22 protein-coding genes and 1 pseudogene are annotated in these 23,694 nt (G+C 69.1%); 1 reads left to right on the top strand and 22 read right to left on the bottom strand.

The window, feature by feature from the left end; genetic code table 11:
• From VGD93_RS03160 to rimP, 4 genes and pseudogenes are all read right to left on the bottom strand, one after another.
• Positions 1 to 509: pseudogene (locus VGD93_RS03160) on the bottom strand (translation initiation factor IF-2); the annotation flags it as partial.
• A gap of 30 nt (positions 510 to 539) precedes the next feature.
• Positions 540 to 1,157, bottom strand: coding sequence for an RNA-binding protein (locus VGD93_RS03155; protein WP_395009102.1), 618 nt, complete (start codon positions 1,155 to 1,157; stop codon positions 540 to 542).
• A gap of 18 nt (positions 1,158 to 1,175) precedes the next feature.
• Positions 1,176 to 2,771, bottom strand: coding sequence for a transcription termination factor NusA (gene nusA, locus VGD93_RS03150; RefSeq protein ID WP_395009100.1), 1,596 nt, complete (start codon positions 2,769 to 2,771; stop codon positions 1,176 to 1,178).
• Positions 2,772 to 3,392 (bottom strand): ribosome maturation factor RimP, encoded by a 621-nt coding sequence (gene rimP, locus VGD93_RS03145; protein ID WP_395009098.1) that lies wholly within the window; start codon positions 3,390 to 3,392, stop codon positions 2,772 to 2,774.
• Positions 3,393 to 3,617: 225 nt separating this feature from the next.
• Between rimP and VGD93_RS03140 the strand changes: the two genes are divergently transcribed.
• Positions 3,618 to 4,610, top strand: coding sequence for a potassium channel beta subunit family protein (locus VGD93_RS03140; RefSeq protein ID WP_395009096.1), 993 nt, complete (start codon positions 3,618 to 3,620; stop codon positions 4,608 to 4,610).
• 23 nt (positions 4,611 to 4,633) lie between these two features.
• On the opposite strand, the gene VGD93_RS03135 is transcribed toward VGD93_RS03140, so the two are convergent.
• From VGD93_RS03135 to mutS, 18 genes are all read right to left on the bottom strand, one after another.
• Positions 4,634 to 5,302, bottom strand: a complete 669-nt coding sequence (locus VGD93_RS03135) for a flavodoxin reductase (RefSeq protein ID WP_395009094.1) — start codon at positions 5,300 to 5,302, stop codon at positions 4,634 to 4,636.
• A 53-nt stretch (positions 5,303 to 5,355) separates the two neighbouring features.
• On the bottom strand, positions 5,356 to 6,063 hold the full coding sequence (gene trmB / locus VGD93_RS03130) for a tRNA (guanosine(46)-N7)-methyltransferase TrmB (protein WP_395009092.1): 708 nt from the start codon (positions 6,061 to 6,063) through the stop codon (positions 5,356 to 5,358).
• 41 nt (positions 6,064 to 6,104) lie between these two features.
• Positions 6,105 to 7,379 (bottom strand): methionine adenosyltransferase, encoded by a 1,275-nt coding sequence (gene metK / locus VGD93_RS03125; protein ID WP_395009108.1) that lies wholly within the window; start codon positions 7,377 to 7,379, stop codon positions 6,105 to 6,107.
• A gap of 84 nt (positions 7,380 to 7,463) precedes the next feature.
• Positions 7,464 to 9,110 (bottom strand): apolipoprotein N-acyltransferase, encoded by a 1,647-nt coding sequence (gene lnt, locus VGD93_RS03120; protein WP_395009090.1) that lies wholly within the window; start codon positions 9,108 to 9,110, stop codon positions 7,464 to 7,466.
• An 85-nt stretch (positions 9,111 to 9,195) separates the two neighbouring features.
• Positions 9,196 to 10,233: a hemolysin family protein gene (locus tag VGD93_RS03115; RefSeq protein ID WP_395009088.1), complete on the bottom strand. Its 1,038-nt coding sequence runs from the start codon at positions 10,231 to 10,233 to the stop codon at positions 9,196 to 9,198.
• Positions 10,234 to 10,284: 51 nt separating this feature from the next.
• Entirely contained in the window at positions 10,285 to 10,758 is a 474-nt protein-coding gene (gene ybeY / locus VGD93_RS03110) for an rRNA maturation RNase YbeY (protein WP_395009106.1), read from the bottom strand.
• Complete coding sequence (locus VGD93_RS03105; protein WP_395009086.1) at positions 10,755 to 11,777, bottom strand: PhoH family protein; 1,023 nt, start codon at positions 11,775 to 11,777, stop codon at positions 10,755 to 10,757. The genes ybeY and VGD93_RS03105 overlap by 4 nt, the downstream gene beginning before the upstream one ends.
• Positions 11,778 to 11,804: 27 nt before the next feature.
• Positions 11,805 to 13,217 carry a tRNA (N6-isopentenyl adenosine(37)-C2)-methylthiotransferase MiaB gene (miaB, locus tag VGD93_RS03100; RefSeq protein WP_395009084.1) on the bottom strand — a complete coding sequence of 471 codons (1,413 nt, stop codon included), beginning with the start codon at positions 13,215 to 13,217 and terminating at the stop codon, positions 11,805 to 11,807.
• A 65-nt stretch (positions 13,218 to 13,282) separates the two neighbouring features.
• A complete protein-coding gene (locus VGD93_RS03095) occupies positions 13,283 to 14,092 on the bottom strand; it encodes a lysophospholipid acyltransferase family protein (RefSeq protein ID WP_395009082.1) in 810 nt (269 codons plus the stop codon).
• Positions 14,089 to 14,475 carry a Fur family transcriptional regulator gene (locus tag VGD93_RS03090; RefSeq protein WP_395009104.1) on the bottom strand — a complete coding sequence of 129 codons (387 nt, stop codon included), beginning with the start codon at positions 14,473 to 14,475 and terminating at the stop codon, positions 14,089 to 14,091. Before VGD93_RS03090 ends, VGD93_RS03095 begins: the two co-directional genes overlap by 4 nt.
• A 97-nt stretch (positions 14,476 to 14,572) precedes the next feature.
• A complete protein-coding gene (gene rimI / locus VGD93_RS03085) occupies positions 14,573 to 15,052 on the bottom strand; it encodes a ribosomal protein S18-alanine N-acetyltransferase (RefSeq protein WP_395009080.1) in 480 nt (159 codons plus the stop codon).
• 19 nt (positions 15,053 to 15,071) lie between these two features.
• Positions 15,072 to 15,674, bottom strand: a complete 603-nt coding sequence (gene tsaB, locus VGD93_RS03080) for a tRNA (adenosine(37)-N6)-threonylcarbamoyltransferase complex dimerization subunit type 1 TsaB (RefSeq protein ID WP_395009078.1) — start codon at positions 15,672 to 15,674, stop codon at positions 15,072 to 15,074.
• 61 nt (positions 15,675 to 15,735) lie between these two features.
• Positions 15,736 to 16,296 carry a NifU family protein gene (locus tag VGD93_RS03075; RefSeq protein ID WP_395009076.1) on the bottom strand — a complete coding sequence of 187 codons (561 nt, stop codon included), beginning with the start codon at positions 16,294 to 16,296 and terminating at the stop codon, positions 15,736 to 15,738.
• A gap of 68 nt (positions 16,297 to 16,364) precedes the next feature.
• The gene (locus VGD93_RS03070) at positions 16,365 to 16,850 is read right to left on the bottom strand and encodes a universal stress protein (protein ID WP_395009074.1); all 486 of its coding nucleotides are present in this window, start codon (positions 16,848 to 16,850) and stop codon (positions 16,365 to 16,367) included.
• Between the two features lie 74 nt (positions 16,851 to 16,924).
• The gene (gene trpS, locus VGD93_RS03065) at positions 16,925 to 17,956 is read right to left on the bottom strand and encodes a tryptophan--tRNA ligase (protein ID WP_395009072.1); all 1,032 of its coding nucleotides are present in this window, start codon (positions 17,954 to 17,956) and stop codon (positions 16,925 to 16,927) included.
• Between the two features lie 57 nt (positions 17,957 to 18,013).
• On the bottom strand, positions 18,014 to 19,609 hold the full coding sequence (murJ, locus tag VGD93_RS03060) for a murein biosynthesis integral membrane protein MurJ (protein ID WP_395009070.1): 1,596 nt from the start codon (positions 19,607 to 19,609) through the stop codon (positions 18,014 to 18,016).
• On the bottom strand, positions 19,602 to 22,412 hold the full coding sequence (locus VGD93_RS03055; protein WP_395009068.1) for a [protein-PII] uridylyltransferase: 2,811 nt from the start codon (positions 22,410 to 22,412) through the stop codon (positions 19,602 to 19,604). Before VGD93_RS03055 ends, murJ begins: the two co-directional genes overlap by 8 nt.
• Positions 22,393 to 23,694: DNA mismatch repair protein MutS (gene mutS / locus VGD93_RS03050; protein WP_395009066.1), on the bottom strand; the 1,302-nt coding region annotated here is incomplete at its 5' end. The genes VGD93_RS03055 and mutS, both read right to left, overlap by 20 nt.

The raw sequence follows: 23,694 nt of genomic DNA, 5'->3' as shown, positions 1-23,694 counted from the left end.
ATGGCGGCGGGGGCGGGTGCCTGCTCGGGCGTCACGACGGCCGCGGCTTCGTCGGCCTTGGCCTGGGCCCGGGCCGCCTCCTCGCGCTCGGCCTGCTCGCGAATCTCGCGGCGGCGCTTTTCTTCCTCGATGCGGCGGGCTTCTTCCTGGGCGAAGCGCTCGTTGTCGGCGGCGGCGCGAGCCGCCGCTTCGCGCAGGACGCGCTGGCGCGCATCATTCTCGCTCGAGGTCAGGCCGGTCGAGGTCCGGACCGAAGGCGGCGGGCCGCGGAACGGCTGACGCTGCTGCGGCGCGGACTGGGGCTGGCTCGGATGCGGGCGCGGCGCGGCGCCGGTGCCGAAGCCCGGTGCCCCCGGGCGCACGACGCGGGTCCGCTTCTCGACCACCACCGTGCGCGACGAGCGCGACACGCCGGGGCGGCCCCCCAGATTGGGAGCACCCTTCAGGGTCAGGGTCTTCTTGCCGCCAGCGCTTGCGTCGTCGCCGCGCTTGTCGTCGTTGTCAGCCATGTACTCGCGTCTCTTCCTCGAAAACTCGTGTCAATTGGCAAGATAACGGGCCAGTCTTTCGGCCCGTTTCAGTGCCGCTTCCGCTGCCGCCCCTTTGACGAGGGCAGCATGTATCACATTTTCCAGCCCGAGTGCCAAACCCAATTGGTCCGAATCGAGCAATTCCAGGTGGGGCGCCTCTTCCGGCTCCATCCCGGCCTCGCGGGCGGCCAGGGTGTAGCCCCTGAGCGCGCCCGCCAGCTTCTGCCGCCCATCGGCGGCGGCGTCCGTCGCCGTCAGCAGCGCGATCACCGCGCCGGCTTCGATCGCCGTCTTGACCTTGGTCGCCCCGGTCACGATCTGGCCCGCCTTCCTGGCCATCGACAGCGCCTGGGTGAACCGCTGCTCGAGGCGCAGGCGGGTCAGGTCGGCGAGGTCCTCAGGCACCGCCACCGCGGCCTTGAGGCTCTTCTGGAACGCCTTGCGGCGCACCGCCTCGGCCACGGCCTGGCGGCCGAGGCTGATCCACACCCCGCGACCCTCCGCCCTGGCGTCGGTGTCCGGCACCACCGCGCCGTCCGGCGAGACGACGAAGCGGATGAGGTCGGCCACCGGCTTGACCTCGCGGGTCAGCGCGCATTGCCGGGTGAGTTCCTGCCTGGGCGGCACCGGACGCGGCGTCGCCCGCTAGGCGGGCGCTCCTTCCTCGGCCGGCGCGGCCGGCCCGGCGAGGTCCGCCTCGGTGATCCAGCCCGCCTTGAGGCGCGCGGCGAGGATCATTTCCTCGGCTTCCTCACGGCTCACCGGGAACTCCTTGAAGGTGCCGTCGAAGCGCTTGACTTCGCCGTCCTTGCGTTCGGTCCAGCCCACCAGGTCGTCGCTGGCGCAGCCGGCGAAGTCCTCGACGGTCTTGATGCCGTCATGGCCGAGCGCCACCAGCATGGCGGCATTGAGGCCCGGGATCTCGTAGAGCTCGTCGGCGACGCCGAGCTTGCGGCGCTCCGCGTCCTGCTCGGCCTCGAGCTTGGCGAGATATTCGGCGGCGCGGTTCTGGATCTCGGTCGCCGTCTCTTCGTCGAAGCCCTGGATGGAGGAGATTTCCCCGAGCTCGATGTAGGCCAGCTCCTCGACCGAGGAGAAGCCTTCCGAAGCCAATAGCTGGGCAACCATCTCGTCGACGTCAAGGGCCTTCATGAACAGGGCCGAACGCTCGGTGAATTCCTTCTGGCGCCGCTCCGACTCTTCCTGCTCGGTGAGGATGTCGATGTCCCAGCCGATGAGCTGGCTGGCGAGCCTCACGTTCTGGCCGCGCCGGCCGATGGCCAGGCTCAGCTGCTCGTCGGGGACGACCACCTCGATGCGCTCGGCCTGCTCATCCAGCACCACCTTGGCGACGTCGGCCGGCTGCAACGCCGACACCACGAGGTCGGCGATGTTGTCGGTCCACGGGATGATGTCGATCTTTTCGCCCTGCAACTCGCCCACCACCGCCTGCACGCGGCTGCCGCGCATACCGACGCAGGCGCCGACGGGGTCGATCGAGCTGTCGTTGGAGGTCACCGCGATCTTGGCGCGGCTGCCCGGATCGCGGGCGATCGAGCGGATGGTGATGATGCCGTCGTAGATCTCCGGCACTTCCTGCATGAACAGCTTGGCCATGAACTGGGGATGCGTGCGCGACAGGAAGATCTGCGGCCCCCGCTGCTCGCGGCGCACGTCGTAGATATAGGCGCGCACGCGGTCGCCGTAGCGGTAGGTCTCGCGCGGGATCAGTTCGTCGCGGCGGATGATGGCCTCGCCCCGGCCCAGATCGACGATGACGTTGCCGTATTCGACGCGCTTGACGGTGCCGTTGACGATCTCGCCGATGCGGCCCGAATACTCCTCGTACATGCGGTCGCGCTCGGCGTCGCGCACCTTCTGCACGATCACCTGCTTGGCCGACTGGGCGGCGATGCGGCCGAACTCGATGGGCGGCAGCGGCTCGGTGACGAAATCGCCGAGCTTGGCGGCGGCATTGCGCTGCTGCGCATCCTCGAGGGAGATCTGCCGGCCGTATTCCTCGACGGCCTCGACCACTTCGAGCAGCCGCCACAGCCTGAGTTCGCCGGTGCGCGGGTTGATCTCGGCGCGCACATTGGTCTCGGCGCCGTAGCGGGTCTTGGCCGCCTTCTCGATGGCGTCCTGCATCGATTCGATGACGATCATGCGGTCGATCGACTTCTCGCGGGCCACCGCATCGGCGATCTGCAGCAGTTCCAGTCGGTTCGCGCTAACGGCCATTCACTCAGTCTCCTCGGGGGTCACGTCGTCTGCATCCAGCAGGACGGTTTCGATGTCCGCATCATCGTCGATGGGAAAGGCTTCCTGGTCGACGCGCGCCCGGTGCAGCAGCGCGTCGGTCATCACCAGCTTGGCCTCGGCCAGCAGGGCGAGCGGCAGCCGGTGGTTGGGGTCGGTACCCTTGGCGGCATCGGGCAGGGCGATGGTCACGCTCTCGTCGTCGGCAGCGGCGATCAGCCCCCGGAAACGCTTGCGGCCGTCGAGCATGTCGGTGAGTTCGACTTTCGCCTCGTCGCCGACATGGGCGATGAAATCGCGGGCGCGCACCAGCGGCCGGTCGATGCCGGGCGAGGAGACCTCGAGGTGGTACTCGCGGTCGATCGGATCCTCGGCGTCGAGCACGGGCGAGAGATCCTTGGACAGGCGCTCGCAATCCTCGATGGTGAAGCGGCCCTCGGCGTCCTCGGCCATGATCTGCAGGGTCATGCCGTTCTCCTGCGTGACCTTCACGCGCACCAGCGCGTAGCCCAGATCGTTGGCGACCGGCTCGGCGATGCGGGCGATGCGGGTCTCGAGCCCGGTTTCCTTGATGTAGCGTTTCTCGTTGAGGTCGAAACCCATTGCGGTCCTGCGGGTAATAAAAAAGAGCGGGGCCGGTCGGCACCCACTCTCCACGAGAGCCAGTGATGTCGGGCCCTATATAGCGCCGGGGCGGCGGCGGCGCAAGGGCGCGGGAGCGGCGCCTCCGATTGCGGCCCGCGCCCCGCCGGCGCGGATTTGTCGGCGCGCCGCCGCTCTGCTAGAGCCACGTACCTCATTGCAATGCATATTTCGGGAACACGACAGATGGAATACCGCCGCCTCGGCAAGTCCGGCCTCAAGCTCAGCGCCTTCTCCTTCGGCGCCTGGGTGACCTTCGGCAAGCAGGTGGGCGAGGACGCCGCCGCCTCGCTCATGGCCCACGCCTACGACAACGGCATCAATTACTTCGACAATGCCGAGGGCTACGAAAAGGGCAATGCCGAGCTGGTCATGGGCGAGGCGCTCAAGGCGCTCAACTGGCCGCGCGAGAGCTACGCCGTCTCCTCCAAGGTGTACTGGGGCACCGGCAAGGGCACGATGGATCGCGGGCTTTCGGGCAAGCACGTCACCGACGCCGCCCACGGCGCGCTGCGCCGGCTCGGGGTCGACTATCTCGACCTGTATTTCTGCCACCGCCCCGACCTCGACACGCCGATCGAGGAGACCGTGCGGGCCATGCACAACCTCGTGGTGCAGGGCAAGATCCTGTACTGGGGCACGTCCGAATGGACGGCCCAGCAGCTGACGGAAGCCTACGCCGTGGCCCGCCAGTACAACCTGACGCCGCCGACAATGGAGCAGCCGGAATACAATCTGTTCCGCCGCGACAAGGTCGAGGCGGATTTCCTGCCGCTCTACACGCTGTTCGGGCTGGGCACCACCACCTGGTCGCCGCTGGCCTCGGGCATCCTCACCGGCAAGTACAATGACGGCATCCCCGCCGACAGCCGCCTCAACCTGCCCGGCTATGAGTGGCTGAAGGCCCGCCTCGACAGCGACAAGGGCAAGAGCCAGCTGGCGAAGGTGCGCCTGCTGGGACGGCTGGCCGACGAAGTCGGCATGCCCATCCACCATCTCGCGCTCAACTGGTGCCTCGCCAACTCCAACGTCTCCACCGTGATCCTGGGCGCGTCCCGGCTCAGCCAGCTCAAGGACAACCTCAAGGCGCTGGACAACAGGGACAAGATGACGCCGGAAGTGATGGCGCGCATCGAGGCGATCGTCGACAACCGGCCGGAGGGGCCGCGGCGCTACTGAAGGAAGCGGCCGCCTCCGCCCCGCTATTTCTCGAAGGTCACCGCCTCGGACGCCGCCCCGAGCCCGGCGAGGGCGGCGCGCAGGTCGGCGACCATCGGGTCGGGGCCGCACAGATAGAAGCGCTGCGAGCGATCGGCGACGTGGCAACGCAGGAAATCGGCGTCGATGCGGGCGTGCAGCACGCCCGCGCTCGCCGGCTCGTCGGTCACCGTCCAGAGGTGCTCGAGGCCGGCCATGGCCTCGAACTCGTCGCGCAGGATGATGTCCGCGGCGGTGCGGTTGGAGACGATCAGGCGGTGGCCGGCGAGGGCGCCATCCCGCGCCAATTGCCTGAGGATGGCGATGAACGGCGTCACCCCGGCGCCGCCGGCGATGAAGGTGCCCGGCCCCTTGTAGGTGATGGTACCCCACACGTCGCGCAGGATCAGCCGGTCGCCGGCGACGAGGTCCCACAGCGTGTTGGTGACGCCGTCATGGTCGCGGTAGCTCTTGATGGTGAATTCGAGTTCGTCCCAATCGTTGAGCGAAGTGAAGGTGAAGGGGCGCTTCTTGTCGGCCCAGCCCGGCCGGTCGATCGAGACCTCGGTGGCCTGGCCGGGCTCGAAGGCGTAGCCGGCCGGCTTTTCCAGGGTGTAGCGGCGGACGTTGTGGGTGAGGGGGGTAACGGCGAGAATCTTGACGCTATGCTGCATGGGGCGCTCCTGTTGCCGGTTGGACGCCCGTGCCGCCGCTTTGGTTCCCGCGTTCAGCGCCTGCCGAAGGTGAAATAGAAGCTGCGGTGGCGCCCCTCGCGCCGCGCCTTGTGCTCGTAGCGGGTCGGCTCCCAGCCCGGATAGGGCACGTACCACGACCCCGGGGCCGCCGGCGCGAAGACGAAGTCGGGGGCCCGCAGCACATGCGCCAGGGTCCAGTCGGCATAGTCCTCGATGTCGGTGGCAAAATGCAGCGCGCCGCCCGGCTTGAGGACGCGCGCGAGTTCCCCCAGCGTCGTCGGCGACACGAAGCGGCGCTTGTGGTGACGCGTCTTCGGCCACGGGTCGGGATAGAGCAGGAACACCTCGTGGAGCGAGGCGGCGGGAAGCTTGACCAGTAGCTTGAGGGCATCGTCGGTGAACAGGCGGACATTGCCCAGCCCCTGCTCGTCGATCTGCTGCACCAGCTTGGCGATGCCGCCCGAGAACACCTCGCAGCCGATGAATCCCGTGTCCGGCTGCTGCCGCGCCTGCCGGCTGAGGTGCTCGCCGCCGCCATAGCCGATCTCGAGCACGACGCGCCGCGCCGCCGGGAACAGCGCTTGCGGATCGAGCGGACCCGCCCCGAGCGTGATCTCGAGCTTGGGCAGGACCGCGCGGAACAGCGCGTCCTGACCGCGGTGCAGGCGCTTGCCGGAGCGGCGACCGAAAAAGGCGCGCGGCTCGCCGGCTTCGTTGAGGGGGTGGTGCGGCTTGCTCATCGCCGCGCCACATAGCCGTCTGCAACCGCGAGGGGAAGAGGCTAGACGGCTTTGACCGCCGCCTTCAGCGCCGGGACGAGGTCGGTCTTCTCCCAGCTGAACGAGCCGTCGCGCCCCGGCTTGCGGCCGAAATGGCCGTAGGACGAGGTCTTGGCGTAGATCGGCCGGTTGAGCCCCAGATGCGTGCGGATGCCGCGCGGGCTGAGGTCGAGCACCTTGGCGAGCGCCCGTTCGAGCTTGTCCTCGGCAACCTTGCCGGTGCCGTGCAGGTCGACATAGATGGACAGCGGCCTGGCCACGCCGATGGCGTAGCTCAGCTGGATGGTGCAGCGGTCGGCGAGGTTGGCCGCCACCACGTTCTTGGCGAGATAGCGCGCCGCGTAGGCGGCCGAGCGATCGACCTTGGTGGGGTCCTTGCCGGAGAAGGCGCCGCCCCCATGCGGCGCGGCGCCGCCATAGGTGTCGACGATGATCTTGCGCCCGGTGAGGCCGGCATCGCCGTCGGGGCCGCCGACGACGAAGGCGCCGGTGGGATTGATGTACCACACGCAGTCCTCGGCAATGGGCAGGTCGCCCAGAGCCTCGCGAATATAGGGCTCGATCACCTTGCGCACGTCGTCCGAGCTCATCTTGCCGTCGAGATGCTGGGTCGAGACCACGATCTGCGTGGCCTCGGCCGGCCGGCCGTTCTCGTAGCGCACCGTCACCTGGCTCTTGGCGTCGGGGCCGAGTACTCCGGCTTCGCCGTTGCGGCGCGCCTTGGACAGGTTCTCGACGATGCGGTGGGCGTAGTAGATCGGGGCCGGCATCAGCTCCGGCGTTTCGCGGCAGGCGTAGCCGAACATGATGCCCTGGTCGCCGGCGCCCTCGTCCTTGTTGCCGCGGGCGTCGACGCCCTGGGCGATGTCGGCCGACTGGCCGTGCAGCAGCACGTCGATGCGCGCCGTCTTCCAGTGGAAGCCGGGCTGCTCGTAGCCGATGGCCTTGATGGCCTTGCGGGCCGTCGAGCGGAACTTGGCCGGATTGACCTGCGGCTGGCCGGCGGCGTCGGTCAGCACCTTGCCGTCCTTGCCCTTCTTGAGCAGCGATTCGGGCACGCGCACCTCGCCCGCGATGATGACGCGGTTGGTCGTCGCCAGCGTCTCGCAGGCGATGCGGACGGCGCCCGCATCCATGCCGGTCTTCTTGGCCTCGCGGAAGACCAGGTCGACGATTTCGTCGGAGATACGGTCGCAGACCTTGTCGGGATGCCCCTCCGAGACCGATTCCGACGTGAAGTGATAGGTGGTGCGCGCCACGGCCAAACCCCGGAAAATTGCCTCAAAACGCGAAAAATCGCACGGTTCGATGCAGTTTCTGCCACCCCGGACGGGTGCGGTCAAGGGAATATAAAGAAAGCTTTATGTCTTGTCGTCGCAGGGCTGGAAAATCTGTCCGCGCCGGCCCCGCTCGCGCAGGCGCGCCCACAGGCCGAGCGCCAGCCCCACCCCGATCGCGGCGAGGAACGGCCAGTGCCAGAGGCGTGTGAAGGGCGTGCCGCCGGCGAGCCGGGCGGCGGGCACGGCGTCGAGCACGGCCACCTCGCGCTCGGCCAGCCGGGCGGTGACCCGGCCGAGTGGGTCGATCACCAGGCTGGTGCCGGTATTGGCGGCGCGCAGCAGCGGCAGCCCCGTCTCGACGGCGCGCAGGCGGGCGTGATGGGCGTGCTGCGCCGGCCCGATGGAGCCGTCGTACCAGGCGTCGTTGGTGACGTTGAGGATGAACTCGGCCCGCGCCGGGTCGCCGATGTCGCCGGGGAACACCGCCTCGTAGCACACCAGCGCGAGGAACGGCGGCGTGCCGGGGGGCGTCATCAGCCGGCGGCCGTCGCCGGGGGCCCAGCCGCTGGTGCCGGGCACGAACTGGCGAATGCCGAACAGGGCGAAGAATTCGGGAAACGGCAGGTACTCCCCGATCGGCACCAGATGCGATTTGTCGTAGCGCATCACCACCTCGCCGGCGCCGTCGATGGCGAGGATCGAATTGTAGCCCGGGTTGCCCGGCTCGGGCTCGCCGTCGGGGCCTATGGCCTCGCGCGGCGCGCCGGTCAGCAGCAGCGTGCTGTCGGGCAGCATGCGGGCAATGCGCGCCAGCCCTTCGGGATAGCGGCTGAGGAAGAACGGAAACACCGATTCGGGCCACACCAGGTGGGTCACCGCGGCCAGTCCCGGGTCGGTCGGCGTCAGCCGGCTTTCCGACAGCGAGATCAGCCGGTCCATGATTTCGGCCGGATCGGCGATTTCCCAGTCGGCATGGGCGGTGATCATCGGCTGCACCATGCGCACCCGCATGTCGGTGCGCGCGGCGACGGGCGTGGTGGCGAGCCGCCAGTTGCCCCAGCCGATCTGGGCGGCGATGGCAAGGAGCGCAAGGAAGAAGGGGATGAGGCGCCTCACCAGGCCACGCCCGTCGGCCGGCCAGACGAGGGCCGGGGTCATGGCCAGCAGCGCGGCAAGGAAGGTCAGCCCGTAGACACCGACGACGGCGGCAAGCTGCGCCATCTCGTCATTGGCGGTCAGCGCGTAGCCGAGAAGGTCGAAGGGAAAGCCGCTGAACAGGTGGCCGCGGGCGAATTCGGCGGCGGCGAGAAGGCTCGCCAGGGTCACGATGCGCAGCGGCCCGGCCGACCAGAGATGATGCGCCAGCGCGCTCGCCAGCGCCCAGAACAGCGCCAGCACCGCGGCCAGCGCCAGCACCGCTGGCACCATCAGCAGCACGAACCAGCCGCCTTCCTGCAGGAAGGCGGCGCCGATCCAGTGCAGGGCGACGGTGAAATAGCCGAAGCCGAAGGCGAAGCCGATGCCGAAGGCGGGGCCGAACAGCGCCCCCAGGCCGCGCCGCTTCTCGGCGCCGTCGAGGCACCACACCCACACGGGCAGGGCGATGAACAGGGCCGGCAACAGGAACAGCGGCGGCACGCTGAGCCCGGCGACGCCGCCGGCGGCGACGAGCAAGAGGAAGCGGCGCCAGCCATGGGAGAGGATGGCGCTCTCGGCGAGCCAGGTCACGTCGGTTGCATCCGGCGGCGGGAATCAGCGGGCATGCGGCACCGTCGCCGGGCGCGGCGGCGGGGTCAAGGTGGCGGCGGGCGGACTATTCGGCCGCGGCCTGGGCGCCGTCCTTGCCCGGCGTGCCCGGCAACGGCCGCACCCCGCGCTGCTTGAGGCGCTTGATCTTGACGCGCTTGACCTGGCGCGCATCGGCCTGCAGGACCTCGAACTCGAAGCCGGTAAGGCCGCCCACCGTCTCGCCGCGCTGCGGCACCCGGCCGGCCAGGTCGAAGACCAGCCCGCCCAACGTGTCGACGTCCTCGGCATGCGCCCCGGGGTCGAAATCGGGACCGATGACCTCGCGCACTTCCTCGAGCTCGGCCCGGGCCGCGGCGATGAAGACGTTGGAATTGACCTTGCGTACCAGCGCCACCTCGGCGTCGTCGTGCTCGTCCTCGATCTCGCCGACCACCGCTTCGAGCAGGTCCTCGATGGTGACGAGCCCGTCGGTGCCGCCATACTCGTCGATGACCACGGCCATGTGCAGGCGCTGCTGCTGCATCTGCTGCAGCAGGTCGCCGACCGGCATCAGCGGCGGTACGTAGAGCACCGCCCGGGCCAGGTCGAGCTTGCCGATCTTCTGCTTCAGCGCATGCGAGACGAGCTTGACCGGGATGTCCTTGCCCGGCTCGGCGACCGGCTCCGTGATGCGCCTCAGCGCATCCTTGACGTGGATGAAGCCGGTGATGTTGTCGAGCGAATCCGTATAGACCGGCATGCGCGAATGGCCGACCTCGCGGAAGCGGGCGATGAGGGCGCCGAGCGTCTGCTCGGCATCGATGGCCACGATGTCGGCGCGCGGCACCATGACGTCGTCGACGCGCTTCTCGCCCAGTTCCAGCACATTCTTGAGGATGGTGCGCTCGGATTGGGTGAAGTCGGCGGTTTCGCCGTTGCTTTCGCTCTCGAGCGCTACCTCGAGGTCGTCGCGCAGCGACACGGTGCGCAGCGCCAGCATGGCCTTGAGCCGGGCCCACAGCGATTGCCCCCACGCCGGCGCGGGGGCGGGGCTAGAAGGAGGTTCGGGACTTTGCTTGGCTTCGGGCGTCCCGGGCCCGGCAGGACTGTCGGTGTCGTTCATCGTCGGTGGCCGCGGCGCGGCCCTGATCCCTCAGGATGGAAAACGCGAAGGTTAGCGGTCCGCATACGGATCGGCAATGCCCAGGCTTTGCAGAATCTGGGTCTCGAGTCCCTCCATGACAAGGGCATCGGCGTCCTCGACGTGGTCGTAGCCCAGAATGTGCAGGAACCCATGCACCACCAGATGGGTGAAATGGTCGCGAAAGCTGGTGCCCAGTGCCGCCGCCTCGCGCTCCAGCGTCTCGCGCGCCAGGATGATGTCGCCGAGGATTCCGGTCACCGGGCCGAAGGGCTCGATCTGCGGGAAACTGAGCACGTTGGTGGGCTTGTCGATGCCGCGCCAGTCGCGGTTGAGCCCGCGCTGCTCGGCGTCGTCGGTGAGCACGATGGACAGTTCGGCGACGCCGGCGACCTTTGCCTTCGCCTGCCGCAGCGCCGCGCGCACAGCCGTCTCGGCAACTGCCTCTAGCCCCTCCGGCCAGCCCTCGGCATTGACGGAGACGACGATGTCAAGTGGCGGCGTCAGCGCGTCTTGTCCGCTTTTTCGGTGGCGCCCTCGTAGGCCCTGACGATGCGGCCCACCAGCGCGTGCCGCACCACGTCCTTGTCGGAGAAGCGCGAGATGTGGATGCCCTCGATGCCGTCGAGGATGGCCAGGGCCTCGACGAGGCCCGAGCGTTCGCCGCGCGGCAGGTCGACCTGGGTGGGGTCGCCGGTGACGACCATCTTGGAGTTCTCGCCCAGCCGGGTGAGGAACATCTTCATCTGCATCGAGGTGGTGTTCTGCGCCTCGTCGAGGATGACCACGGCATTGGCGAGCGTCCGCCCGCGCATGAAGGCGAGCGGCGCCACCTCGATGATGCCCGAGCCGATGCAGCGTTCCACATGCTCGGGGCGCATCATGTCGTAGAGCGCATCGTAGAGCGGCCTGAGATAGGGATCGACCTTTTCCTTCATGTCGCCGGGCAGGAAGCCGAGGCGTTCCCCGGCCTCGACGGCGGGGCGGGACAGGATGATGCGGTTGATGTCGCCGCGCTCGAGCAGCGTCGCCGCGTGGGCGACGGCGAGGTAGGTCTTGCCGGTGCCGGCGGGGCCCACCCCGAACACCAGTTCGGCCCGCTCCATGGCCCGCATATAGGCGTCCTGCGCCGGGGTGCGGGCGACGATGGTGGCCTTGCGCGTGGCGATCTGGGCCATGCGCACCCGGCCCTTCTTCTCCATGGTGGGCAGCGTCAGCTGGCTGTCTTCGGTCTGCACCATGCGGATGACGGTGTCGACATTGGCGATCTCGATCGGCCGGCCTTCCTCGAGCAGGGCGTAGAGCGATTCGAGCACGCGCCGGGCCTGGTCGACGCCGGAAGCGGCCCCCCTGAGCATGACGTGGTTACCGCGCGGTGTCGCCTCGACGGCGAGGCGCTGTTCGATCAGGGCCAGATTCTGGTCGAAATCGCCGTAAAGCTGGGCCGCCAGGCGGTTGTCTTCGAAAGCAAGTTCAAGCTGGGAGGAAAGGGCGTTGTCTACGGTCGGTGACAAGTGCCTGCTCAAATCTGGTTGCTCCGTTGGCGGTGCCGGTCACGCCGGCCTGACCTGAGACTCAACAAGGCTAGCAGATTTGGGTTCCGCGACTGTGACAATCTTGCCGGCAAGGGAATTATTTCCAGCCCTGACGATCCGCACCTTCTGCATGCTGCCGATCAGCCGCTCCGGGCCGTCCACGTGCACCGCCTGCAGGTAGGGCGAGCGGCCGCCGACCTGGCCGGGATTGCGGCCGGGCTTTTCGATCAGCACCTCGAGCACGCGGCCGACGCAGGACGCCGCGAAGGCGCGGGTCTGGTCCTGGATCTGCGCGTTGAGCCGGGCAAGGCGCTCGATCTTGACGGACTCCGGGACCTGGTCGGGCAGGTCTGCCCCCGGCGTCCCCGGCCGCGGCGAATACTTGAAGGTGAAGGCGGAGGCGTAGCCGACGTCCCTGGCGATGGCGAGCGTATCGGCGAAATCCGCATCCGTCTCGCCGGGGAAGCCGACGATGAAATCGCCGCTGAGCGCCATGTCCGGGCGGGCGTCCAGGATCCGTTGGATCGTGTTCATGTAGTGGGCGCGGGTGTGGCGGCGGTGCATCGCCTTGAGGATGCGATCGGAGCCCGACTGCACCGGCAGGTGCAGATAGGGCATGAGCATGTCGAGATCGCGATGCGCCGCGATGAGGTCGTCGCTCATGTCGAGCGGGTGCGACGTGGTGTAGCGCAGCCGCCGCAGCCCGGGCAGCGCCGCCAGCCGGAAGCACAGCTCGCCCAGGCCGACGGCGCGGCCCCTGTCGTCGAGCCCATGATAGGCATTGACGTTCTGGCCGAGCAGGGTGAGCTCCATGACGCCCGCCTCGACCAGCCCGCGGGCCTCGGCCAGCACCTGCTCGACCGGCCGCGACGTCTCGGCGCCGCGGGTATAGGGCACGACGCAGAAGGAGCAGAACTTGTCGCAGCCCTCCTGCACGGTGAGAAAGGCGGTGAGGCCGCGCCTGACGGTCACCTCGCGGGCCGGCGCCGGCAGGTGCTCGAACTTGTCCTCCTCGGGAAATTCCGTATCGACGACGGGGCCGGTGCCGGCGCGGGCGATGAGCTCGGGCAGCCGGTGGTAGCTTTGCGGGCCGAACACGAGATCGACCACCGGCGCGCGCCGCACGATCTCCTCGCCCTCGGCCTGGGCGACGCAGCCGGCCACCCCGATCATCAGCTCGGCGCCGGCGGCACGCCTCTCCTCGCGCAGCCGCTTGAGCCGGCCCAGCTCGGAAAACACCTTCTCGGAGGCCTTTTCGCGGATATGGCAGGTGTTGAGCACGACGAGGTCGGCGACGCCGATATCGGCGGTCGGCTCGTAGCCGTGCGGGGCCAGCGCGTCCGCCATGCGATCGCTGTCGTAGACGTTCATCTGGCAGCCATAGGTCTTGATATAGAGCTTCTTGGGCTGCGCGGCTGGAGCTTCGGTCATGGCCGGCTGCATACACCCAAAGCCGGGAAGTGCCAACAATCGCGACGGCGTGCACTGCGGTCGGCTCAGGCCCGGGTCTCGAACTCGGGCAGCGGCAGGCCGCGGTTAAGGGCCACGAGCCGGCGGCGGACCTCGTCCTCGGCCTGCTTGGTGATCACCTTGCGGTTGCTGGCCGCGGTGAGCACGTGCGGCGTCCCGAAGGCGAGGGTCACGTCCTTCATGCCGCCGGTGAGGATCTCGAGCAGGTTCTCCTTGACGCTCTTTGACCTGATCCAGGCGATCAGGCTGCGGTCGGTGCGCGACACCGGCAGGCCCTGCAGGCGGGTATAGGCGATGGTCAGCGGCTGCAGCAGCACCTCGCCGGCGCCGGCCTCGACCATGGCGTGCTGGGCGGCTCCGACCAGCGCCGAACGGAACGGCAGCACGTGCGTGCCGACGTCGGACTGGCCCTCGGCGAACAGCAGGACGGGGCCGCCGGCGGCCATGCGCTGGCCCATTTCGCGGCTGGAGCGGTGCGCGTCGGAGCGCCGCGTCCGGTCGACATACAGGGTCCGCTGCAGCGAGGCCATGAAGCCGACAAAGGGCCAGCGCCCCACTTCCTGCTTGGCGACGAAGGTCACGTCGGCGACCGAGCCCACGGCGACGATATCGGTCCACGAGATGTGGTTGGAGACGATGAGCGTCGGCTTGCCGCGCGCCGGCTTGCCCAGCACGGTCACCCGCATGCCGAGGAAGGCGGCGCCCAGGCGGTGGAAGATCCTGGGGATGACGGTCCAGCCCGGCAGGGCGAAGCGGGCGAGGACGGCCTGCACCGGGATGGCGATGAGCATGAACGGGACGTAGACGAGAAGGAAGAAGATGATCCTGAAGATCATGGCTTGTCCGTTTTGGCGGCGAGCGGCACGGCGTAGAGCTCGAGCCGGTGGTCGACCAGCCGATAGCCGAGGCGCTTGGCGATGACCTCCTGGATGGCCTCGATCTCCTCGTTGCGGAATTCGATGACCTTGCCCGAGCGGATGTCGATGAGGTGGTCGTGATGCTCGTCGGGGATGAGTTCGAAGCGGGCGCGGCCGTCCTTGAAATCGTGCTTGGTGACGAGCCCCGCCTCCTCGAACAGGTTGAGGGTGCGGTAGACGGTGGACAGCGAGATGCGCGGGTCGACCTGGCTGGCGCGGCGGTACAGTTCCTCGACGTCGGGATGGTCGGCCGCCTGCTCGATCACCTGGGCGATGACGCGCCGCTGGTCGGTCATGCGCATGCCGCGGGCGGCGCACTGTTCCTCGAGCGTTTCGGTTGTCTGGCCCGGCCTGTTCACCTGCAGACGCCTTCCCGGTCTGAGGACCACTGCGTCCGGGTTATCCAAGATCGCGCGCCATGACAAGGGCGGTGGCCGGCGCGCCGTCGGGCCGCGGGTAATAGCCGCGCCGCTCGCCCACCCGCGCGAAACCGAGCTTGCCGTAAAGGCGCAGCGCCGCCGCATTGTCGGCCGCCACCTCGAGGAACAGCCGGCGCGCCGGCGTCATCCGCAGGTCCTCGAACAGCGCCCGCATCAGGGCGAGCCCCACCCCCTTCTTGCGCCATCTGGGGTCGACCGCGATGGTGACCAGCTCGGCCTCGTCGGCGGCGAGGCGCAGCATGGCAAAGCCGGCGATGCGGCGGCGCTTGTCGCAGGCGACGTAGACGGGGGTGTCCTGCCCGGCGATATAGGCGGCAAACTCCTCGCGCGCCCAGCCGCGGTAGAAGCCCTGCGCGTGCAGCCGGGTGATGGCGTCCGCATCGGCCGGCACGGCCGGTTCGACATGCAGCCCGTGCGGGGCCAGCCACAGCTTCAGCATGGAAGACGCCGACGGCGCGTCATGCCTGCCTCGCCACCCGGAATTTCTGCTGCGGCTTGGCATCGGCGTCGCGCACATAGGCCGCGTCGGGCGGGTATTGCGCCGGATCGGCATGGGCGGCGAAGCCGGCCAGAAGGGCGATGTCGACGAAGGGCGATTCGAGCAGCGTGGCGCCATTGGCGACGCGGGCGCGGGCCTCCGCCATGGGCAGCAGGCGCGGCCCGTCCGAGCTCAGCCCGGGGCCGGCGAAGCGCTGGAAATACGCTTCGTCCCGGCGCGCGTCGAGCAGCACCGCGGCGGGGGCGCCGGGCGGGGCGGAGAGCGACAGCGCCAACAGGCTGGGGATGCCGAGCACCGGGATGCCGAGCGCCAGCCCGAGCCCGCGTGCGGCGCTGAGACCGATCCTCAGGCCGGTGAACGAGCCCGGGCCGGTGGTCACGGCGATGCGGTCGAGGTCGCTATAGGCGACGCCGTTGCGCGCCAGCAGCGCCCCGAGGCGCACGAACAGCAGTTCGGCATGACCCTGCGCCAGCGCGTCGACGGAGATGTCCGTCGTCCCCGCGTGCCGCAGCGCCAGCTGCAGCCGCGGCGCAACGGTGTCGATGGCGAGCACGGTGTTCATCGGCGTGCACAGTTAGTGCGGCGCGCGCCGCAAGTCGAGGGGATTGCAGGCCGACGGGCGGTCAGACCTGCTGCACCGTCTCGACGCCCGGAACGAAATGCCGCAGCAGGTTCTCGATGCCGCTCTTGAGCGTCGCCGTCGAGGATGGGCAGCCCGAGCAGGCGCCCTGCATGTGCAGGTAGACGGTGCCGGCACGGAAGCCCTTGAAGGTGATGTCGCCGCCGTCCATCGCCACCGCCGGGCGCACGCGCGTCGCCAGCAGCTCCTTGATGACCTCGACGGTGCCGGCGTCGTCGGCATCGAAGAACTCGTCGCCATTCGATTCGAGCTCGACGCCGTCATCGGCCATCACCGGCCGCCCGGACAGGAAATGCTCCATGATGGCGCCGAGCAGCGCCGGCTTGATATGGGCCCACTCGGTGCCGTCCTTGGTCACCGAGATGAAGTCGGCGCCCAGGAACACGCCGGTGACGCCCTGCACCTCGAACAGCGCCGCCGCCAGCGGCGAGGCCGCCGCCGCCCGGGCGTTGCGGAAATCGCGCGGCTCGCCGATGAGCACATCGCGGCCGGGCAGGAACTTGAGGGTGGCGGGATTCGGGGTCGCTTCAGTCTGGATGAACATCAATGGCCCTCTCGTTAGAACCGTTCTAAAATAGATAGTTGACGGCGCCGGCGCACGCAAGGCCCAAATCAGGTGACGTCGACGATCTGCTGGTCGGTCATCGAGCCGGGCACGATGGTCACCAGGATGGGCAGCGCGCCGCCGCCCGAGCGGCTGGCAAAGGCGGTGACCAGCGGTCCCGGCCCCTCCGGCGAGGTGCTGGCAGCGAGCACGAGGATGCCGATGGCCGGGTCCTCGGCGATCAACTTCTCGATCTGCTCGATCGGGCGCCCCTCGCGGATCACCGTCTCGGTGCGGATCTCGCCGATGGCGGCGATGCGGGCGATGCGCCGGTCCAGCAGGCGCTCGGCCTCCTCCCGCGCCTCGGCGCGCATCACTTCCTCGACGCCGAGGAACTGCTGGAAGTCGGCGGAATCGATGACCGAGAGCAGCAGCACCGTGCCGCCGGTGCGCTTCACCCGATGGGCGGCGAAGGTCACCGCCCGGTCGCATTCCGGGGTGTCGTCGATCACCACCAGGAACTTGCGCTTGTACTCGCTGTGGACGTCCGGCAAGCCCGCACCCCATCCCCGTCAACGCCGCTATTGTCCCATCCGCAGCCGGACGTGGCAAGCGCGGGCGTCAGGCCTCAGCCCACGAACCCGACGATGTCGCGCACCTCGCGCATGGTCGTTGCGGCCAGCGCGCGCGCGCGCTCGGCGCCGTCGCGCAGGATGCGGTCGAGCTCGGCCGGGTCGCCGACCAGCCGCCGCATTTCCCCGGCGATCGGGGAAAGCACCGCCACGGCGAGCTCGGCGAGGGCCGGCTTGAAGGTGCCGAAGCCCTGCCCGCCGAACTCCCTGAGCACCTGTTCCTTGCTGCTGTCGGAGAGCGCCGCGTAGATGCCGACCAGATTGCTGGCCTCGGCCCGGCCGGCGAGCCCCGCGACCTCGGAGGGCAGCGGCTCGGCGTCGGTGGTCGCCTTGCGGACCTTCTTTGCGATCGTGTCGGCGTCGTCGGTCATGTAGATAATGCTCATGTCCGAAGTGTCGGACTTGCTCATCTTCTTGGCTCCATCGCGCAGGCTCATGACGCGGGTCGCCGGCCCGGCGATCACCGGCTCGGTCAGCGGGAAGAACGTTTCGTCCAGCCCCAGCGCCCGGATGCGCTTGCGGTAGTCGTGGTTGAACTTCTGAGCAATGTCGCGCGTCAGCTCGAGGTGCTGCTTCTGGTCCTCGCCCACGGGCACGTGCGTGGCCTTGTACAGCAGGATGTCGGCGGCCATCAGCGAGGGGTAGGCAAACAGCCCGAGCGAGACGTTCTCGGTGTTCTTGCCCGCCTTGTCCTTGAACTGGGTCATGCGCGACATCCAGCCGACGCGGGCGACGCAGTTGAAGATCCAGCCCAGCTCGGCGTGCTGCAGCACCTGGCTCTGGTTGAAGATGATGGAGCGGCTCGGATCGAGCCCGGCGGCGATGTAGGCGGCGGCGACCTCGTAGGTGCGCCGGCGCAGGTCCTCGGGCTCCTGCCAGACGGTGATGGCGTGCATGTCGACGACGCAATAGATGCAGTCGTGGGTCTGCTGCAGCGGCACGAAGCGGCGGATGGCGCCGAGATAGTTGCCGAGATGCAGGTCGCCCGAGGGCTGGATGCCGGAGAAGACGCGCGGAGAGAAGGGCATATCGAATGGTTCCGGTTAGGCTGTGGCTTATCGCCGATCGACGGGCCGCAAGGCAAGTCACCCGCCGCGCTTGAGGCGCCTGAGCAGCGTGCCCAGCGGCTGCACGCCGGAAAAATGGATGGAGGCGAAGTAGCCGGCGGCGCCGGCAAGGCACAGCGCGGTGAGCGCCCCCAGTTGCAGCAGGATGGGCCCGCCCGGTGAGAACAGCCCGGCCAGCGGCACGGACGCCGCGAACAGGCCGAGCGCCATGCCGAGGCTGATCAGCAGGATCAGCCCGTGCCTGCCAAGATCGTCGCGGCTCGGCCGGTAGTGGTTGCGGCGGGCCAGCACCACCGCCAGCATGATGGCGTTGCCCCAGGCCGAAGCGGAGGTGGCGATGGCGATGCCGGTGTGCTCGAGGGCGGGGAACAGCAGCAACGACAGGGCGACGTTGACCGCCACCGAAATCGCCGCGAACACGGTCGGGGTGGCGGTGTCCTTGCGGGCGAAATAGCCCGGCTGCAGCACCCGGATGAGCACGAAGGCGGGCAGGCCGACGGCGAAGGCGACCAGCGCCGCGGCGGTTTCCAGCGTCGCCACGGCGTCGAAGGCGCCGCGTTCGAACAGCACGCGCACGATCGGCACGGCGAGCGCGATCAGCGCCGTGGCGGCGGGCATCGAAAGCAGCATCGAGACCAGCAGCGACTGGTTCTGCACGTCGTGCGCCTCGGCCTCGCGCCCCCCCTGGAGGTGGCTGGACAGGGTCGGCAGCAGCACGGTGCCGATGGCGATGCCGATGATGCCGAGCGGCAGCTGGTAGAGCCGGTCGGCGTAATACAGGTACGAGATGGCGCTGGCGGCGCCCGAGGCGATGATGGTGCCGATGAAGATGTTGATCTGGGTGATGCCGCCGGAGATCACCGCGGGCAGCGCCAGCAGCCAGAAGCGGCGCACTTCGGGATCGAATTTCGGCCATTCCAGCCGCGGCACGAAGCGCACCCGCCGCAGCGCCCACCACACCACGGCCAGTTGCGCGACGCCGGCGGTGACCGTCGCCACCGCCACCCAGATCGCGGCCGTCTCGGGCTCCTGCACCGCGACGGTGACCAGTGGGACGAGCACGGCGATGCTCACCAGGTTGAGGATGACGGGGGCGAAGGCGGCGGCGACGAAGCGGTTGAGCGAGTTGAGGATGGCGGCGTAGGCGGCCATCAGCGACATGCAGGCGAGATAGGGGAACAGGATGCGCGTCAGCAGCACCGTGAGCTCGAACTTGGCTTCGTCGCCGACGAAGCCGGGGACGAACGGCACCATGACCCAGGGCATGAACAGTTCGGCCAGAATCGTCACCATCGCCAGCAGCAGTACCAGCCAGGCCATGATGCGGGCGGCGAGGGCGAGGGCGCGCTCGTCGCCGTCGCGTTCCAGCGCCCCGGCGAACATGGGCACGAAGGCGGTGTTGAAGGCGCCCTCGGCGAACAGGCGGCGGAACAAGTTGGGGAAGCGGAAGGCGGCGTAGAAGGCGTCCGCCGCCGGCCCGGTGCCGAGCACCGCGGCCATCAGCGCGTCGCGCACGAAGCCGAAGATGCGCGAGGCCAGCGTCAGCCCGCCCACCGACAGGAAGCTGCGATACAGGGTCGGCGCCGGCCGCCCGCCGCCGGGCGGCTCAGCCATTGGCGACCTTCGGGGCCGGGCGCGTGTCGTCCTGCGGCCGCTCGAACACCGCCAGCAGGGCGTCGTGGATCTGCTTCTGGCGCGCCTTCGACTCGATCTTCTGGCCGACCAGGTCGGTCACGTAGAAGACGTCGACCGCCTTCTCGCCGTAGGTGCCGATATGGGCAGAGCCGATGGTGAGGTTGAGATCGGCGATCTTGCGCGTCAGGTGATGCAGCAGGCCGGTGCGATCCAGCCCCATCACCTCGATGACGGTGAACTTCTCGCTCAGCGTGTTGGACACCTGCACCTGCGCCGGCAGCGAGAACGGCTTCAGCCGCCGGTTGTGGCGGTTGTCCTTGCCGAGATCGATGAGCACCTGGCGGCGCCCCTGCAGCAATTGCTTCACCGTCTCGATGATGCGGGTCGCCCGGACCTTCTCGTCCTCGTCGGAGGTGAAGGCGCGCCGCAGCCGGAACGTGTCCAGCGCCCGCCCGTCGCGGGTCGAGAAGATCTGCGCGCCGATGATGGAGGCGTCGCACATGGTGCAGGCGCCGGCGATCAGCGACAGCAGGCGCGGGTGGTCGGGCGTATAGAAGCTGACCTCGGTAATGCCCTCGAAGGCCTTGACCCGGATGGAGCCGGCGAACGGGTTGCCGGCGGCGTCGGCGGTGCGGATCATGCGCGCGTGCTCGACCTGCAGCTCCGGCTCGGCGCGCAGCCAGTAGTGGTCGTAGTGGCGCTGCAGATAGGCCCCGATGTCCGGCTGCGGCCAGGCGGCGAGCGCCGCGGCCAGCGCCGCGCGCGCCTCCGCGATGCGGTCGTGCTGGCTGACCTGGGAATGGCCGCCCGACAGCAGCGGCTCGGTCGCAAAGTAGAGGGCCCTGAGCAACGAGCCCTTCCAGCCGCTCCACACGCCCGGGCCGACGGCGCGGATGTCGCAGGCGGTGAGGATCATCAGCAGCGCCAGCCGCTGCGGCGACTGCACCTGTTCGGCGAAGGCCCGCGCGGTTTCCGGGTCCTGGATGTCGCGGGCCTGGGCCACTTCGCTCATCAGCAGGTGGTGCTCGACCAGCCAGGCGACGGTGTCGGTCTCGGCCGGGTTGAGCCCGAGACGCGGGCAGAAGCGGCGGGCGATGCGGGCGCCAGCGATGGAGTGGTCCTCGGGGCGGCCCTTGGCGATGTCGTGCAGGAACAGCGCCACGAACAGCAGGCGCACATCGGCAAGGTGCGGCAGCAGTTCGTGCGTGAGCGGCAGCTGGTCGCGCAGCCCGCCATTGGCGATCTCGGCCATGACGCCGACGGCGCGGATCAGGTGCTCGTCCACGGTGTAGTGGTGGTACATGTTGAACTGCATGAGCGCGACGATCTTGCCGAACTCCGGCACGAAGCGGCCGAGCACGCCGCTCTCGTTCATCTGCCGGAGCATGCGCTCCACCGATTTGGGCGCCGTCAGGATCTCGAGGAAGCAGGCATTGGCGCGCGGGTCGGCCCGCAGCTGCGGGCCGATGAGGCGCAGCGAACGCGTGATCTGCTTGATGGCGTCGGGGTGGAACAGCAGGTCGTGGCGCCCGGCGACGACGAAGCTGCGGATGAGGTTGACGGGGTCGGTCTCGAACACGTCGGGGCGGGCGGTGTTGAGCCGGCCGCTGTCGACGACGAAGTCGCGCTCCCCGGCGATGCGGTGCCGGCCGCGGCGGAACGGCGCCAGCACGATGCCCATCATGTCGATGGGCTTCGCGTGGTCGAACTCGAGCGAGGTGCAGAAGATGCGGGTGAGGTCGCCGACGTCCTTGGCGACGAGGAAATAGCGCTTCATGAAGCGCTCCACCGCCAGCATGCCGGCCCGGTCGGCAAAGCCCAGGCGCCGGGCCAGTTCGGGCTGCACGTCGAAGGTCAGTTTCTCGTCGGCGCGGCCGGTGAGGAAGTGCAGGTTGCAGCGGATCGCCCAGAGGAAATCCTCGGCGCGCTGGAACAGCCGGTACTCGCCGGCCGACAGCACGCCCTTGCCCACCAGCTCGGCGCCGGTCCTGACCCTGTAGAAATACTTGCCGATCCAGAACAGCGTGTTGAGGTCCCGCAATCCGCCCTTGCCGTCCTTGATGTTGGGCTCGACCACGTAGCGGGTATTGCCCATCTGGCGGTGCCGTTCCTCGCGCTCGGCCATCTTGGCGGTGATGAACTCGGGGCCCGTGCGCGCCATGATCTCGCTTTCGAAGCGCGCGGTCAGCTGCTCGAACAGGGCCTGGTCGCCGGTCAGGAAACGGGCCTCGAGGGTGGCGGTGCGCACCGTCATGTCGGCACGCGCCATGCGCAGCGACTCGTCGACCGAGCGCACCGCGTGGCCCACCTTCTGGCCGAGGTCCCACAGCATGTACAGGATGTATTCGGTGACCTGCTCGCCCCAGGGGGTCTGCTTGTAGGGCAGGATGAAGAGCAGGTCGATGTCCGAGCCCGGCGCCAGCGTGCCGCGGCCGTAGCCGCCGACGGCGGCGAGCGCGATGGCCTCGGCCTCGGAGGGATTGTCCACCGGATAGACCCGGCGCGTGGCGAAGCCGTGGATGGCGCGGATGATCTCGTCCTGGGCGGCGCTCAGCTGCGTGGCGCAGCGCATGCCCTTGCCGGTCGCCATCAGTTCGGCCTCGGCGTCCCGGCGCGCCTGCGCCAGCGCGGTGCGCATGTGCTCGAGCACGATGGCGCGGGCCTGTGCCGAGCGGGGGGACAATGCACCCAGGTCGAGATCGACCGCCTGCAGCAGGGCCGCGGCGCTGCTGAGCTGGACCTGCGGTTTGCGCGGACGATTCTCAGCTTCGGCGAGCTGCATCGCGGGCCTTCTTGAGCTCATAGATGAGGTCGATCGCCTGGCGTGGGGTCAAGTCGTCTGGCCGGACCTTGTCGAGCATGTCATGCACGGGATCAACGCTTGCCTTTGGCACGGGCGGCCGCTGGGCAAACAGCGGCAGATCGTCTAGCACGGCGCCGGCGCCGCCGGAAGAGCGCTGCTCGAGCACCGCCAGCACCTGGCGCGCCCGATTGAGCACGGTTTCGGGAACGCCGGCAAGCCGCGCCACCTGGATGCCGTAGCTGCGGTCGGCGGCGCCGGCGGCGACCTCGTGCAGGAAGACGACCTCGCCTTCCCACTCGCGCACCTTCATGGTGACGTTGGCGACGCGGGCGAGCGTCCTGGCGAGACTGGTCATCTCGTGGAAATGGGTGGCGAACAGCGCCCGGCAAGCGGTCTCGTCGTGCAGCGCCTCCACCGCCGCCCAGGCGATGGACAGCCCGTCGAAGGTGGCGGTGCCGCGCCCGATTTCGTCGAGCACGACCAGCGAGCGCGCCGTGGCGCGGTTGAGGATGGCCGCGGTCTCGACCATTTCGACCATGAAGGTCGAGCGGCCGCCGGCTATGTCGTCGGAGGCGCCGACGCGCGAGAACACCCGGTCGACGACGCCGATATGGGCCGAGGCGGCGGGCACGAAGCTGCCCATCTGGGCGAGGATGGCGATGAGCGCGTTCTGGCGCAAGAAGGTCGACTTGCCGCCCATGTTGGGGCCGGTGACCAGCCACAGCGCGCCGCCCGACAGGTCGCAGTCATTGGCGACGAACACCTCGCCCGCCGCCCTGACATTGCTTTCGACCACCGGGTGGCGCCCGGCCGTGACGGCGAAGGCCATGGAGGCGTCGATCACGGGCCGGCAGAACCCGCTGGTGGCGGCGAGGTGGGCGAGGGCCGCCGTCACGTCGAGCTCGGCCAGCGCATCGGCGAGGGCATGCAGCCGCTCGGCTTCGGCCAGCACGGCGGCGACGAGGCGCTCGAACACGGCCGCCTCGAGCTCCAGCGCGGCTTCGTGGGCGCGCGCGATGCGGCCCTCGAGCTCGGCCAGCTCGGCGGTGGTGAAGCGCATGGCGCTGGCCAGCGTCTGGCGGTGGATGAAGACCTGCCGGTGCGGCTCCTCGAGCAGCTTGCCGCCGTGGCCGGCCGGCACCTCGACGAAATAGCCGAGCACGCCGTTGTGCCGGATCTTGAGCGATCTGACGTCGGTCTCGGCGACGAGCCGGGCCTGCAGCGCCGCCACCACCTCGCGCGTCTCGCTCGCCAGCGCCCG

The sequence above is a fragment of the Devosia sp. genome (genome assembly GCF_036406155.1).
Classification (GTDB): domain Bacteria; phylum Pseudomonadota; class Alphaproteobacteria; order Rhizobiales; family Devosiaceae; genus Devosia_A.
The sequence above is the reverse complement of the archived record's forward strand: the minus strand, read 5'-3'. Positions and strand labels throughout refer to the sequence as shown.